Source organism: Bradyrhizobium sp. LB13.1 (genome assembly GCF_054056815.1).
The window spans coordinates 6,779,403-6,793,317 of record NZ_JBSRYQ010000001.1; the positions used below are offsets into that span (position 1 = coordinate 6,779,403).

At 64.3% G+C, this 13,915-nt stretch carries 11 protein-coding genes and 2 pseudogenes; all 13 read right to left on the reverse strand.

Annotation, left to right across the window (positions count from 1 at the left end; translation table 11 throughout):
- Nucleotides 1–12: 12 nt before the first annotated feature.
- The 13 genes and pseudogenes from flbT to ACVWYI_RS32800 all read right to left on the reverse strand — a co-directional run bounded on the left by flbT (nt 13) and on the right by ACVWYI_RS32800 (nt 13,848).
- The gene (gene flbT, locus ACVWYI_RS32740; RefSeq protein ID WP_247344631.1) at nt 13–423 is read right to left on the reverse strand and encodes a flagellar biosynthesis repressor FlbT; all 411 of its coding nucleotides are present in this window, start codon (nt 421–423) and stop codon (nt 13–15) included.
- Nucleotides 423–767, reverse strand: a complete 345-nt coding sequence (gene flaF, locus ACVWYI_RS32745) for a flagellar biosynthesis regulator FlaF (protein ID WP_247344634.1) — start codon at nt 765–767, stop codon at nt 423–425. The genes flbT and flaF overlap by 1 nt, the downstream gene beginning before the upstream one ends.
- Before the next feature lie 46 nt (nt 768–813).
- A complete protein-coding gene (locus ACVWYI_RS32750) occupies nt 814–1,860 on the reverse strand; it encodes a flagellar hook-associated family protein (RefSeq protein ID WP_247344637.1) in 1,047 nt (348 codons plus the stop codon).
- Between the two features lie 3 nt (nt 1,861–1,863).
- A complete protein-coding gene (gene flgK, locus ACVWYI_RS32755; RefSeq protein WP_456664213.1) occupies nt 1,864–3,339 on the reverse strand; it encodes a flagellar hook-associated protein FlgK in 1,476 nt (491 codons plus the stop codon).
- A gap of 34 nt (nt 3,340–3,373) precedes the next feature.
- Nucleotides 3,374–4,600, reverse strand: a complete 1,227-nt coding sequence (locus ACVWYI_RS32760) for a flagellar hook protein FlgE (RefSeq protein ID WP_247344642.1) — start codon at nt 4,598–4,600, stop codon at nt 3,374–3,376.
- A gap of 96 nt (nt 4,601–4,696) precedes the next feature.
- Nucleotides 4,697–5,280 (reverse strand): annotated as a pseudogene (locus ACVWYI_RS32765) (transglycosylase SLT domain-containing protein).
- The gene (locus ACVWYI_RS32770; protein ID WP_456664214.1) at nt 5,231–6,595 is read right to left on the reverse strand and encodes a flagellar hook-length control protein FliK; all 1,365 of its coding nucleotides are present in this window, start codon (nt 6,593–6,595) and stop codon (nt 5,231–5,233) included. Before ACVWYI_RS32770 ends, ACVWYI_RS32765 begins: the two are co-directional and overlap by 50 nt.
- Nucleotides 6,592–7,794 (reverse strand): chemotaxis protein, encoded by a 1,203-nt coding sequence (locus ACVWYI_RS32775; protein WP_247344650.1) that lies wholly within the window; start codon nt 7,792–7,794, stop codon nt 6,592–6,594. The genes ACVWYI_RS32770 and ACVWYI_RS32775 overlap by 4 nt, the downstream gene beginning before the upstream one ends.
- Nucleotides 7,791–9,110: a MotB family protein gene (locus tag ACVWYI_RS32780; protein ID WP_456664215.1), complete on the reverse strand. Its 1,320-nt coding sequence runs from the start codon at nt 9,108–9,110 to the stop codon at nt 7,791–7,793. The genes ACVWYI_RS32775 and ACVWYI_RS32780 overlap by 4 nt, the downstream gene beginning before the upstream one ends.
- Nucleotides 9,111–9,116: 6 nt before the next feature.
- A complete protein-coding gene (locus tag ACVWYI_RS32785) occupies nt 9,117–9,818 on the reverse strand; it encodes a hypothetical protein (protein WP_247344655.1) in 702 nt (233 codons plus the stop codon).
- A pseudogene (fliF, locus tag ACVWYI_RS32790) lies at nt 9,815–11,449 on the reverse strand (flagellar basal-body MS-ring/collar protein FliF). The gene ACVWYI_RS32785 and the pseudogene fliF overlap by 4 nt, the downstream one beginning before the upstream one ends.
- A gap of 305 nt (nt 11,450–11,754) precedes the next feature.
- On the reverse strand, nt 11,755–12,666 hold the full coding sequence (locus ACVWYI_RS32795) for a flagellin N-terminal helical domain-containing protein (protein WP_247344659.1): 912 nt from the start codon (nt 12,664–12,666) through the stop codon (nt 11,755–11,757).
- Between the two features lie 273 nt (nt 12,667–12,939).
- On the reverse strand, nt 12,940–13,848 hold the full coding sequence (locus tag ACVWYI_RS32800; RefSeq protein WP_247344661.1) for a flagellin N-terminal helical domain-containing protein: 909 nt from the start codon (nt 13,846–13,848) through the stop codon (nt 12,940–12,942).
- Nucleotides 13,849–13,915 lie beyond the last annotated feature (67 nt).

Sequence of the window (13,915 nt, forward strand, 5' to 3'; positions counted from 1 at the left end):
GACTCTCCGCTGTCAGGCAGCCTCGAATGGGGAATCGATCGTGGCGCCGGCCAGGATGGCCTGCTCCACCGGAAACAGCGCCCGGATCCGCTTGAGCGCTTCGAAGTAACGGGTTGCTCCGACCAGTTCGTCGACCGCGCCAAGTCCGAGCAGCATCTCGTGGCTCTCGCACACCGCGATCAGGGCTGCGTGATGCTGCCCGTAAAGCGCCGAAGCATCCCGGACGTCGGTCGGATTCATCAGCATCAGCTGGACGATGAAATAGAGCTGCCGCAGCGCCGTGGTGGCGTCGGAGGCCTGCATGATCTGCCCTTCGAGCAGGAACATCACGTCGTTGACGAGCTCGACGGAGACCTTGCGGTCCACGCGCAGCACCGCGCCGTTGATGTAGACCCGTTCGCCCGCCCGCAAGGATATCTTCATCAAAGAGCGTCTCGGATCAGGCGGTTGATTTCGATGAGCTGCATCACGTCGTTCGACCTCTCTTCGCGAAGGCGGTCGGCTTCCTTGACGACCCACAGGCCGATCGAGATGATGTCGGCGCGCAGCTTGACCGGAAGTCCGTTTTCCGGATGCGCGAGATCCTCGATGAAGATCGTCCACAGCCGCCGCACATAGAGCAGGCTCTCGACCAGATCCTCGATGCTGAAGCGGTCTTTCTGGATCCGCTCGAGCCGGTCGATGCCGAGGCTGAGCGCCTGCCGCTCGCGGCCCCGCGCTTCATATCCGCTCTCGTCGACGACCGCTTCATAGGCTTCAAACGTCATCAGGACAACTCTGCCTTACAAAGGAGGCTTCTCAAAAGTACTTGGCTCAGAGGTAGTTGATGAGGCTGATCTGCTGGAGCTGCGATGTCAGCGCCAGCGCTGTCTTGATCTGGGTTTGCAGCGTATTGACCCGGACCGAGGCCTCGGTCGGGTCGACCGCCTCCATCTTGACGATCTGGTTGTTGAGGATGTCCTGCTGCAGCTTCAGCCTATCGGTCGCGCCGGTGATCCGCTGCTGGACCGTGCCGATGTTGCCGCCGAGGGTAGCAAGGTCACTGATGGCGTTTCCGACAAGGCCGATAGCCTTGTCCACGACGACCTGGAACGTCGCTTGGTCCAGGTTCACGTTCCCGAGATCCGCCATCATGGTGTAGGCCTCGGCGAGCTTGCGGAAGCCTGGCTGATTGGCGCTGACGGAGGTATCGGCGATCTCGGTCGTGGAGATACGGCTTTGCATGACCTGGTCGGTAGCCGACGACCAGTTGGTGTCCCAGGCCGGGCTCGCGAACTCGGCATCGAAGGTGGTGTCGAGGAAGGTCTGCATCTGGGCCGGGGTGATGCTGCTCACGCTGGCAGAAGACTGGGCAAAGCCGAAGGTCGCGAGGAAATCCGCATCGACCTGGTTCTTGCTGGCCGAGCCCGCGGTGTAGGCCGTGATCGGCGTGTTCTGCGTGTTGATGCCCGAGAAAAGAGACGAGCCGTTATAGGAGACGTTCAGCGCGCCAATCAGATCCTGGAGGTTGGAGGACGCGGGCGGCAGGATGATCCGCCCGCCGCCGTCGGTACTGCGGGCCGCGATCAGGTCCTTGAGGAAGTCCGTTGCGGTCGAACCAAGCTGGGTGATCCGGCTCTGCGTTATGTCCAGGCGTCCCGAGACCAGCCCGTTGGTATCGACGAGCTGATCGGCGAAGCTCAGGTCCGCTCGCAGGGTGACGTCGCTTCCCGTCGTGGCACCAAGCTCGAGGCCAACGTCGGCAAAGCGGCCGGTGGTGGCTTCCTTCGAAGCCTTGGCGAGCGCCGCCTGATTGTTGGTAACCGAGGACCTCAGCGACGAAGACAGCATCAAAGTCGAGATGTAGTTCGCGCTCATCATGACTTAATTCCCCACAGCAGCCAGCAGGCTCTGCAACATCTCGTCGACGGTGGAAATGATCTTCGACGAGGCCGAATAGGTCCGCTCGACCTGGAGCATCAGCGACATCTCGTCGTCCATGTTGACGCCGTTGACGTTGGACAGCGCCGCGGTGCTACGGTCGAGCAGCGTGTTCTGGTAGGTGACGTTGTCGTTCGCGGCCGTGCGCTGACTTTCGATCCAGCTCGCCGAGGACGACGCGAAGTCGATCAAGCTGCCGTTCGGCTTGCCTTGCGTGGTTGCATCGAACGGCTGCGACGCATCCATGTTGCCGATGAGCTGCTGCAGCCGGGTCGAGTAGCCGGCGTTGCCGGCGGTGTTGTATTGATATGCGGCATTGCCGCTGATCGCGCCGTCGCGCAGCAGATTGGGGTTGCCGCCCTGAACAGGGTCGACCGAAGCGGCCACACTGATCAAGCCGGCCAAGCCGACCGAGACGGTGGCGCTCGCCGGCATCGCCGGCGCACCCGGATAGGTGAACAGGCCGGGGACGTCCGGCAGCGCGGCGCCGGACTGGTCGACTTCCTTGAAGGCGTCGACCAGGCCGCGTGCGACTTCGTCAAGCTGGCTCTGATACGTGACCGTGGCGTTGTCACGCAACTCGGCGAGGCCGGCGAGCTTGCCGGACTTGAGCGGCATGACGGAATTCGCGCCGGTCACGGGTACGCCGTCGATGTAGACGGCATTGCCCGTCGTGCCAGCAGTGTAGGCGTTGGTCGGGGAAAAACTCACCGCGCGCGCCGTCTTGTCGAACAGAACGACACCGCTATCGGCATAGAGCGCCGCGTCGCCGTTGGGACGGATCGACATCGTGACGCCGAGTTCTTGCGACAGTTTCGAGACGATGCTGTCGCGCTGGTCGAGGTAGTCGGTGACGTCGTCGCCGGAGATCGTACCCTTCACGATCGCGGTGTTCACGCTCTGGAACTGGGAGAGCAACTGATTGATATTCTGAACCGACGTATTCATGTCGGCATCCGCGCCCTCACGAACCGACTGCACGGTTTGGGTCGCCTGGTTTAGCGCCGTCGCCATGTCCTGGGCGGACGCGACCGCCGCCTGCGCCAGCGTGGTGTTGTCCGGGGCGTTGGCATATTGCTGGAGCGCCTTCTTCAACGCATTGAGCTGCGCCGTCGGCGACTGGTCGAGCTCCGGATCGTCGACCGTCGAGGCCGCGATCTTCTGGAGACCGTCATAGATCGCGCTCTGCTCGCTAGACGACGAAGTCGCGGTCAGGACGTTGGTGTACAAGCCGCTGCTGGCGGCGCGCTGGATCGCCGCGACGTAGACGCCAGCACCGGGGTGATTGTCCAGCACGGTGAGCTTGCGCGAATAGCCGGTGGCGGTGGCCCCGGCGATGTTGCGCGAGATGACCGACGACTGGATGCCCGACGTCATCAGCGAGGAGCGGGCGGATTCGAGAGCGGCGGTAAGGTTCATGATCTGCTCTTGCCGGGATCGAGCGCTGAGAGACTCAGCGCTTCAGGTTGACGACGACATCCAGCAAGTCGGCGCCGGTCTGGAACGATTTCGAGTTCGCAGTGAAGCCGCGCTGCGCCTCGATCATCGCAGTCAACTCGTCCGCCAGATCGACGTTCGAGTCTTCCAGAGCGCCCGACTGGATGGTGCCGAGCCCGCCCTGGCCGGCGAGGCCGACCTGCACGTTTCCGGAATCCAGGTTCGGTGAATAGACGTTGCCGACTTCGGGCGTCAGATGGTCCGGGCTCGGAACGTTCGCGAGCGCGATCTGGAAGCTCGGCAGCTCGGTGCCGTTCTTGAGCACCGCGGTGACCACGCCCTTGTCGTCGATGTTCACCTTCTCCACCGCGGACGGGGCGTTGCCGTCGACCGTCGCCTTGAAGTCGAAGCTGGACGCGACCTGGGTCATGGCCGACAGATCCATGTTGAAGGACGAGCCGCCCGGGATGGTCACGGTGAGCGAGGTCGGGCTTGCGGCGGCGAGCTTGCCTTTGCCGGTCGCGGTGACATCGAAGGTGAAGGTATTGAGACCACCCGCGAGCGCGGTGCCGGTGGAAGAATCGTAGAGCTGGATCTGCCAGGTGTTCGCGGCGGTCTTCGCAGCATAGACGTCGACCGTCACCGCGTTGCCGATGTTGTCGTAAGTGACGACCGAGGTCTTCGACGTGTAAGCGCCGGGACCGGGTGGACCCGCGATGATCGCAGCGCTCGGATCGAGATTGGCATCGACAGCTGCCTTGGTCGAAGGCGACGCCTGGAGCGCCATCTGGTTGACGTTGATGACCTGCAGGCCGCCGAAGCCGTTGGCGGCGACGGTGGGCGTGGCGCCGTTCGCGATGTTGTAGCCCATCAGCTGGAAGCCGGCGGAGTTGACGAGATTGCCCGTGCTGTCGGGCACGAACGCGCCGGCGCGCGTCAGGAAATTGTTGCCGTTCGGATCCTGCACGACGAAGAAGCCGTTGCCCTGCACCGCGAGGTCCGTCGCCGAGGTCGTGAACTGGTAATTGCCGGCATCGCTGATGGCGTAGCGGACCGTGGTCTCGACCGCGCCGGAATCGTAATTGCCCGAGCCGCTCTTCAGGATCAGCGAGGAGAATTCGGTCGAAGCCCGCTTGTAGCCGGTGGTGTTGACGTTGGCGATGTTGTCCGACACCGTCGACAGCTTGTTGGACTGCGCGTTCATCCCGGAAACACCGGTGCGCATAACACCATACAGGCTCATGAATTGGGCTCCTTCGGTAGGTTGCAGTTACAATGGTGGTTGTTGCTTGCGCGGGGCTGATGGTGCGGAACGATGCACAACTTTGACGTCATCCCTTCAGGTCGTTTTCGGCTGACAGAACGAGCGCGCCTTATCGGTCCACGCGCCGAAGCCGCTCGAGAGACCAGATGAGCGACGATATGACAGACGTAGCGCTTCTGCGCCGGCTGGTTGTTGGGGCCTGCATTGTAGCGGGCGACCGCCATGGTCCAGCTGCCCTCGCGTTGCTTCAGCTCCTTCAGGAAGCGCGCGGCGTAGTCGACGTTCCTGGCGGGATCGAACATCGCCCGCACCGACGCGAATTTGTCGCCGTGGTAATAGTGGTTGATCTGCATGCAACCGAGGTCGATCAGCTTGATCCCCTTGCTGCGCATGGATTCGAAATTCGCGATTGCGTCGTTCATGTCCTTGGCGAACACGGTCTGTCCTTCGGCGCCGAGCGCGTAAGGATAAAGCGCGCCGCGCCGCCCGGTCTCGGTGAGGCCGACGGCATAGAGAATGCCGAGCGGAATTCCGTGCTGCTGAGACGCACGCGCCATCTCGCGCTCGCAGGGGCGCGAATTGTCGGTCGCCGCGGCCGCGGCGCCGGCGTTACAGATAAACAGGGCCGCGACGAATCTGCGGCGCCACGTCCTGGTCATGACGCGTCTCCTGGTTGAACTGGCGCTCCTGTCGGGCCTGTTTCGCACCGCCGTCCGACTGTCCCGACGAATTTCTCGCGCCGTCGAACGTGCCTTGCGACTGCGACGATGGCTGTTGCTGGCCCGAGAGCTGCGGCTGCGACTGACCGGAGCCGCTCTGGAATCCATCCAACGAGCCGTGCTGGACGGGCGCAACGTCGGCCACGTAGCCCGCCGACTGCATGAGCTCGCGGATCGAGTCGCGCTGCTGGTCAAGCATCTGGCTCGTGTCCTTGCGCTCGGCGGCGAGGTGGACGGACACCTCGTTGCCAACGAGACGAAGGCGCACGGTGACGTTGCCGAGCGTAGGCGGTTCGAGGTTGATGGTCAGGATCTTGAGCGGCTGGTCCGGCGCATTGGCTTGGGACGCTGCAAGATCTGGAGCTGCGGACGCCGTCGGCGCCGGAGATTCCTTCAGCTCGGCGACGACGGCATTGGCAACTTGGTGCGGAGCGTTGAACTGCGCCGGGGGCAGATGGGTCTCCTGCTGGACTACGGTGACCTTGGTCGTCTCGGGCAATGCATCCCGCGCCGAGGCCTTGGCAGCACGCTCGACATTGGCCGCAACGGCCTCGAAGCCGGGTGCCGTTGCCTTCGGCGATGGCTCGCCGTCTTGCGTCGATGTCGCCTGGGCGGCGGCCGTCGCGTGCGGAGCCGCGGCCTGCGAGTGCGCGGCGGTCGGAGCCACAGCAGATGGGCCGGAGTCGGCTGTCATCGTCTTCGCCATGCCCATGGCCTGAACTTCGCGCTTCGTCGTGGCAGACCGCCCGTCGCGCCCGGACGCATCGTTCTTGTCGCCCGCCGGTGCTTGCATCTGCGGTTGCGCGACCGGTCCGGCGGCGATCTCCTGTCCGACGATCACCGCAATGCTCGATTGGTTCTGGACGTCGGCCTGCCCGGTATGGTCGACAGGGACATGTTTCCCGGACGATTTGTCGGTCTTCTTGTCGGAAGATTTCTCGGTGGGCCTCTCGCTGGATCCTAGGGCCTCGGCCGCCGCGGGGCCTTCGTGCACCGTGTCGTCGTTCGCCTTGTCCTTCTCACTCTGGTGCGCCAGGCGCGTCCGCAGTGTTCCGGCTTTCACGGCCGTGTCGCCGCCCTCGTCGTTGAGCGCCCGCTTCGCGAGATTCGAGACGGTGTGCAGCAGATCGTTGAACGACGTGTCCGGCTGCGCTTTCGCCCCGGCGCTCTTGCCGGCGCGCGATGTGCCCCGCATGCTGAGGCTTTCGGCGAGGCCCGAAAAGACCTGTCCGGAGGTTCCACTGAGCTTCGTCATGGACGGCGATCCCTGGTGAGAAGCTCGAGTTCGCCGAGCTGCTTCTGTGCGCGCATAAGCGTTGCGGTCGACGATGCGAGATCGATGCGCGCCGGCGTGACCGGAGGCTTGTCGGCTGCGGCGGCGGATTCGCCGGCGAATGGCTTGCGAACGTCGAGTGCGAGCTGCACCGTTGCATTGAGCAAGGGAATGTCGCGCTCGGGCAGCTTCGACCGGTCGAGCGCCTTCAACTCGGCAAGACCACCGTCATATTCGTCGGTGAGCGCCCGCGACACGCCGCGGAACAAATGCGCCCGTTCGCGATCCGCTGAAGCATCGGCGCTGAGCGTCAGCGCGCGCTGGCCGGCAAGCCGGGTTACGACGAGACCTCCGCGCGCCATCGCGGCGCGCGCGATCACGAGATAGAGCTTGAGGCGGCTCGCGCGATCGATCTGCTCCAGCAAAGTGGTGATCCGCGCAAACCGGCGCTCATCGAGCGCGAGGCTCGATTGCGTCAGGCCGGTGGAAAAGCGCTGCCAGAAGTCGCCGGCATAGACCGAGTTGCCGTAGTGGCGGATATAGGCCAGCGTCAAGAACTCGAACTTGTCGAAGTCCTCGGCTTGCCCGACCAGCAGGATCTCGCGCCGCAGTGCGGCCTCCTCCACCAATGTGCCCGGCAAGAGCAAGCGCGCGTCATCCAGACGCTCGATCGCGAGCGATGCTTCGGCGCGTGCGAACAACGCGCCCTGGACCAGCGCGACCTGTCCGCCCAGGCCCGACGGAATCGTCCGGGGCTTGACGTCCTTGAGCAGCTCGCGCGCTTCGTCCTGACGGCCCTCGACATAGGCGAGTGCGCCATCGAACAGCCGCCCGTCGACGTTCAGCTTGTCGCGCGGCAACTTGCGGACGATTTGCGGCCCGCCGCCGCTGAGCAGGTAGATGACGACGGCTTGGCCGTTCTGCGGGTTGCTCCACACGCCCGGATCGGCGGCGAGAAATTTCTCGCCGATCTGCCGGATCAACGCGATGTGGTTGCCATGCGCCGCGGTATCGCCGTTGGCGATGCCGTCCTGCACGGCCTGCAATGCGCGAACGAGCTCATATGGCTCGCCCGATGTCGATGCCGCCGGGGCCAGAGTCGGTGCCGGCTCGGCAAATGCGCCTGCCGCCGTGAACGGCAGCAGCATCAGCAGCGTTGCGCGGAGAACAGGCCCGATCAAGGACGCTTCTCCCGGACCAGGATCTCGATCCGGCGATTTTGCGCGGCCGCCGGATCGTTTTGGAGTTTCGGCCGTCGATCGGCATAACCCTCGACATGCTCGATGCGCTGCGCATCGACGCCGGAGCGGATCAGCATGTAGTAGGCCATCTGCGCACGGGCCGTCGACAGCCGCCAATTGTCGTAGGTCTCCGAGCGGTATGGCCGATTGTCGGTGTGGCCGCGGACGATGATCATGCCGGGACGCTTCGTCAGCAGCGGACCGATCTTGTCGATTACACGGATGAGTTCGGGCCGCGGTTCAGCCGAGCCGCGCGCGAACATGCCGAAGCTCGCGTCGTCGGTCAGGCTGATCAGCAGGCCTTCCTCGACCTGACGCACCTCAGCCACCGGTCCCGCGCCGGCCTTGACATCCGACAGCGCCTCCGCGATCGCCGACTGAAGCTGCTTGACCGTCGGTTGCTGCGTCTGAGCCGCGTCGCGCGGCTCGGATTCCTTCGTCGTATCGTTGGGACGCGGCTGCGCGGCGGCGTTGGCTTGAAGACCAGCCTGGGTGCCCGGCTGCGTGCTCCCTTCGCGTGAAGACTGCGAGGGCGCGGGCCCCGGCGGCAGCAGGGGCGACAGGCTTGCGGACGACGCATCGGCGTTCGGAGCCACGCTTCCGGCGGCATCGTCCTGCTTGGCCCGGCGCGCCTGCGGCTCGCCAGGGCCGGACGCTGTGTCGCGCGCGGACGCATTCGGCTTGGGCTCGCTCTCCATGATGCGATCGGCATCCTTGGATGCCTGTGGCGCAAGCTTCCAATAACCGGGATCGAAGGGATCGCGGTAGGCGTCGCCGCCCTTGAGTCCCTCCTCTTCGGCGGAGGTCAGAGCGCCGGCGCGCCGCTGGCCCGAGGCCTGGTTTGCGCTGCTGGCGATCTCGGCGAGCGTCGTGTAGGGATCGCGGAACAGGACCTTCTCCTCGTAGAAGGGCGGCTTCTCGGCCGTCGGAGAGTCACCGCGACGTTCCTCGCTCGGTCCTGCCGGCTGACGCCTGCCGTCCTGGCCTTCGAACGACGACGGCTCTTTCTTGGAGAGGTCTTTGAGGCCTTTCGGGGCAGGCGCGTTCTCCGCGAGCATGATCGGATTGAAATAGCTCGCGACCACCTGCTTCTGATCCTGGTTGAGTGCATTGATCAGCCACATGACCAGGAAGAACGCCATCATCGCGGTCATGAAGTCCGCATAGGCGATCTTCCAGACGCCGCCGTGCGGCTTCTCGTCGTCGAAGGCGCTCCGCCGGCGGATGATGACGAGCTCTGATTTGACCTCATTCATGACGGGCTACCGGCGCGCCTCTTTCAGGCGTTCGCTCCAGGCCGTGATCTGCGTCTCGATCACGGTCTGGTCGGCTACGACGCGGACCTCGAAAGTATCGGCGGCCTCGTACTCGATGCCCGTTCGCCGGGCCGTCTGGAGTTGGGTCTTCACCAGGTCGAGCAGTTCGCTCGGGCCGGTGACCTTGAACACCGGCACCGGCGAATTGCCGGTCAGTGCCGCAATCTGCTCGACCAGCGACCCGATCGCCTTGTCGCGGACCGCATCGGCGAGAAACGGCAGCAATATCCGCGCAACAGAGCTCGCGATGTTGGTCTCGATCTCGCGGCAAGCCGCCTCGAAGCCGCTGACGATCGCGCCCGCCTGCTGGTCGGACCACTTGGCCCGCTCCTCGCCGAGCCGGATCGCGCTGCGCACGCGTTCCTCGGCGATCCTGGCGTCGCTCTCCGCTACGCCGGCCGCGTGGCCGCGCCGATAGGCATCGTCCAGAAAATTGACCGCCGGAGCTTCCGTCTTCGGCGCCGGAGGCGGCGACTGAAGCAGCGGCTGCGGCTGCGAATGGACCTGGGGCTGCGGCTGAGGCTCGCGCCGAACCTCCCTCGGCCTTGTCAGCACATCCTGGATCTTGGGCGGCGGCGGAAGCGGCGGCGATTTGGCTCGCCCGTTCGCGTCGAACTGCGTCAGGAGTTTTCCGATTGCCGCGTTCATGCCGCCTCCTCGCGCCGCATCCAGTCTTTAAGGATCGCCGCCGCCTGCATCTGATCGAGACGGACGATCTGCTCGAGCCGCTTCTGCGGCGTTCGCTGCATCTTGCCTTCGAGATCTTCGACCAAATTGAGCTCGGTCTCCTCGCTATCCGCCAATGCAAGAGCGCCGGCGGCTGCCTCGAGTTGGGCAGCTTCCGCCGCCTCGGTCTGCTCCTGCGCCGCGCGATGGGTCAGGATGCCGTTGACCGCGGGCCGAAGTCCGAACCACACCAGCATCGAGGCTACGGCCAGGATCGTGACCGCGTTGATGACGCTGCCGAGCTGCTTGTTGATCATCTCGACGAAGCTGATCGGCGGCACCGGCGCCAGTTCGCGCGAGCCTTCGATGAAATCGACGGCCGTCACCTGGATCTGGTCGCCCCGCGCCTTGTCCAGCCCACCGGCCCCGTGGCTGCGAGCTGGCTGATCTCGGCAAGCTTGCTGTCGACGATGGCCTGGTTGCTCTTGTCGCCGAGGTCGGCGACGAGCCGCCCGCGATTGATCAGGACGGCGATGAAGAGTTTCTTCACCGAATAGCCGTCGCTCACCGTCGTCGTGGTCTTGGACGAGACCTCGAAATTGGTGACGTCCTCGCGGCGGCTCTTGTCCTCGTTGGAGTTCTTGCCACCGCCGGCGTTCACCTGCTGGTCGGGAAGATTTTGCTGCACCGTCGTCGGCTGCGAACGGTCCGCGTTCTGCGACGACTCCTTCTCGCGCACGTTTCGGACTGAGCGCTCGGCGCGGTTCTCAGGATCGTAAACAGTCTCGTTGATCTGCCGCTTGTCCGTGGAAAGCTGCGGGGAGACGCTCACCTCGAAATTATCGATCCCGAGATACGGCGTCAGCGCCTTGCGGATGTTCTCCTGCACCATCCCGCCGACGGTCTTCTGAAGGCTCGCCATCTTGGGTCGGCGCTGCAGTCGCTTCGTCCTCCTCGGCGAGCAGCATCGAACCGTCGGCGTCCAGCACCGTGACCTTGTCGCGGCTCATGCCCGGAATGGCGGCAGCGACGAGATGACGAATCGACTGCGCCGTGCGCGCCTCGATCGGACCGTCGGTGCGCAACACGACCGATGCAGAAGGCGGCTGCTGCGTCGCCCGGAACGAGCCGCGCACCGGCAGCACGATATGCACCCGCGCCGCCTTCACGCCCTTCATCAACTGCACCGTGCGCGCGATCTCGCCTTCCAGCGCTCGCAGCTTGGTGACCTCCTGCATGAATGAGGTCAGGCCGAGCGAGCCGATCTTGTCGAACAGCTCGTAGCCGGAATTGGCGCTGGTCGGCAGCCCCTTCTCGGCGAGCAGCATCCGCGCCTGCATGGTCTGGCTCGGGCGCACCGAAACCGCGTCGCCGGCCGTATTGACGTCGAAGGCGATGTTTTGCTCGCGCAGCGCGGCACCCATGCGCGTCACGTCTTCGCGGGAAAGACCCGTGTAGAGTGTCTCGAACTCAGGCCGGCTGAGATAATAGGCGCCGCCGACGACGGTGACGAGAACGGCAAAGCCGATCAGTCCCAAGGCCATCAGGCGTCGCGGCCCAAGCTCCAGCAGATTGTTGAGCAGTTGCTGTATCTGCACACGACTGAACAGCATATGACCTCATACCAATGCGAACGTAGAGGACACTCCGCTGCCAACCTTGTCCGAAGGTTGTGCGAGAATACGAATGTGTCGGTTCGCAGGCGAGGCGTTGCAATTTTACAAGAGATTGAGTGACGCAATCGCGCGCGTCGGCAACGGGCGGACAGCCGGTCGCATCGCGGCGCGATCGGCCAGGGCGTGCTGCCCTGGAATGTGGCGTCAGGAGACCGATGTGGGCACGTCTTGTGCCGTCAGATCCGCCGTTCATGGCGGAGACCGTGCTCCCTGGGGAGCACGGTCGCTTTCGAAGCCGCCGCTTAACGGAACAGCGACAGGATGCTCTGGCTGTTCTGGTTGGCGATCGAGAGCGCCTGAACGCCGAGTTGCTGCTGGGTCTGCAGCGCCTGGAGGCGAGTCGATTCCGCGTTCATGTCGGCGTCGACCAACTGGCCGATACCGCGGTCCACGGAGTCCATCAGGGTCTTGACGAATTCAGTGTTGGTCGCGAGGCGGTTCTTGACGGCACCGAGATTGGCGGCAGCCGAGGCCACCGAGTTGATGCCGGCGGTGACCTGCGAGATGTAGCCATCGAGCAGGGTCTGGTCGGCCGCCGAGTCGGTGAGCGCGGAGATGGTCATCGTGTTGATCGACGGAGCGGTACTGCCCGCCGTGTCCAGAATGCCGGTCTGCGTCGCGGTGTAGAGCGAGTAGTTGGCGGTGGTCACGGTGATGGAACCGATGGTGGGCGTACCGCCGACGCGCGAGTACGACGACACCAGGTTGAAGGTCGTCGGCGTGGCGGCGGTCGTGCTCAGCCAGTTGATGCCGTTGAAGGTCGCCGAGCTGGCCTTGAGCTTCATATCCTGCTGAATCTGGGTGATGTCAGCCTGGATCTTGGTGCGGTCGATACCGGCGGTCTTGGCTTCGACCAGCAACGCCTGAAGCTTGGTCAGGCCGGAGTCCTTGTCGCCGATAACCGAGGTCAGAGCGGTATATTCGGTGTCGACAGTCGCGGCCGACAGACCGAGCGAGTCGGAGACGGCGGAAAGCGCGGCATTGTCGGAGCGCATCGACGTCGCGATCGACCAGTAGGCGGCGTTGTCCGACGCGGTCGAGACGCGCTGGCCGGTCGAGATCCGGTTCTGCGTGGTAGCAAGTTGCGAGCTGACGTTCCGAAGCGTCTGCAGCGCGGTCATTGCGGAGGAGTTGGTGAGGAGACTAGAACCCATTTTGATGTCCCTTTGAAGATTGGATTAGGTTTGGGGACATACCGGGCTTGCACCGGTACGACAGGGCGGCGTCATGCCTTTGGGCTGCGCAAAAGCGTCAAGGCCCAACCTGTCGTAACGGCGAAGGTAGCGAGCCAAGCTTGTGCGAGGCTTGTGGCTCTGTGCCCGTTCGGCAACAGGGCAGTCGAAAATTGCGGCCCGCGCGCGGCGTCACGCCAAAACGAAAGGGCCGCGCTTTGCGAGAAGCGCGGCCCTCCCAAGATGGTTCGAGGCTCAGCGGAACAGCGACAGGATGCTCTGGCTGCTGTTGTTGGCGATCGAGAGCGCCTGCACACCGAGCTGCTGCTGGACCTGGAGGGCCGACAGGCGGGTGGACTCCTGGTTCATGTCGGCATCGACGAGCTGACCGATACCGCGATCCACGGAGTCCATCAGCGACTTCACGAAGTCCGAGTTGGTCGAGAGGCGGTTCTTGACGGCACCGAGATTGGCGGCGGCCGAGGCCACCGAGTTGATGCCGGCGGTGACCTGCGCGATGTAGCCGTCGAGCAGGGTCTGGTCAGCCGCCGAGTCGGTTAGCGCGGAGATGGTCATCGTGTTGATCGACGGAGCGGTACTGCCCGCCGTGTCCAGAATGCCGGTCTGCGTCGAGGTGTAGAGCGAGTAGTTGGCGGTCGTCACGGTGATGGAACCGATGGTGGGCGTACCGCCGACACGCGAGTACGACGACACGAGGCTGAAGGTCGTCGGCGTGGTGGCGGTCGTGCTCAGCCAGTTGATGCCGTTGAAGGTCGCGGCACTGGCTGTCGCCTTCATCTGCTGCTGGATCTGGGTGACGTCCGCCTGGATCTTGCTGCGGTCGATACCGGCTGTCTTGGCTTCGACCAGCAGGGACTGAAGCTTGGTCAGGCCGGAGTCCTTGTCGCCGATGACGGTGGTCAGAGCGGTATATTCGGTGTCGACAGTCGCGGCCGACAGACCGAGCGAATCCGAGACCGCCGAGAGCGCGGCGTTGTCGGCGCGCATCGACGTCGCGATCGACCAGTAGGCAGCGTTGTCGGAAGCAGTCGACACGCGCTGGCCGGTGGAGATGCGGGTCTGCGTGGTGGAGAGCTGCGAGCTCACAGACCGCAGGGTCTGGAGTGCGGTCATGGCGGTCGAGTTCGTAAGCAGGCTTGACATTGCGAATGTCCCTTTATGTACGCGTTACATTTTCACGAGGGGACATACCGGGCTTTCACCGGTACGG

Coding starts and splice junctions, on each gene's coding strand:
- flbT (WP_247344631.1), bottom strand. CDS start 423: ATGAAGATATCCTTGCGGGCGGGCGAACGGGTCTACATCAACGGCGCG.
- ACVWYI_RS32800 (WP_247344661.1), bottom strand. CDS start 13,848: ATGTCAAGCCTGCTTACGAACTCGACCGCCATGACCGCACTCCAGACC.
- ACVWYI_RS32780 (WP_456664215.1), bottom strand. CDS start 9,110: ATGAATGAGGTCAAATCAGAGCTCGTCATCATCCGCCGGCGGAGCGCC.
- ACVWYI_RS32760 (WP_247344642.1), bottom strand. CDS start 4,600: ATGAGCCTGTATGGTGTTATGCGCACCGGTGTTTCCGGGATGAACGCG.
- ACVWYI_RS32770 (WP_456664214.1), bottom strand. CDS start 6,595: ATGACGAAGCTCAGTGGAACCTCCGGACAGGTCTTTTCGGGCCTCGCC.
- ACVWYI_RS32750 (WP_247344637.1), bottom strand. CDS start 1,860: ATGATGAGCGCGAACTACATCTCGACTTTGATGCTGTCTTCGTCGCTG.
- flgK (WP_456664213.1), bottom strand. CDS start 3,339: ATGAACCTTACCGCCGCTCTCGAATCCGCCCGCTCCTCGCTGATGACG.
- ACVWYI_RS32785 (WP_247344655.1), bottom strand. CDS start 9,818: ATGAACGCGGCAATCGGAAAACTCCTGACGCAGTTCGACGCGAACGGG.
- flaF (WP_247344634.1), bottom strand. CDS start 767: ATGACGTTTGAAGCCTATGAAGCGGTCGTCGACGAGAGCGGATATGAA.
- ACVWYI_RS32795 (WP_247344659.1), bottom strand. CDS start 12,666: ATGGGTTCTAGTCTCCTCACCAACTCCTCCGCAATGACCGCGCTGCAG.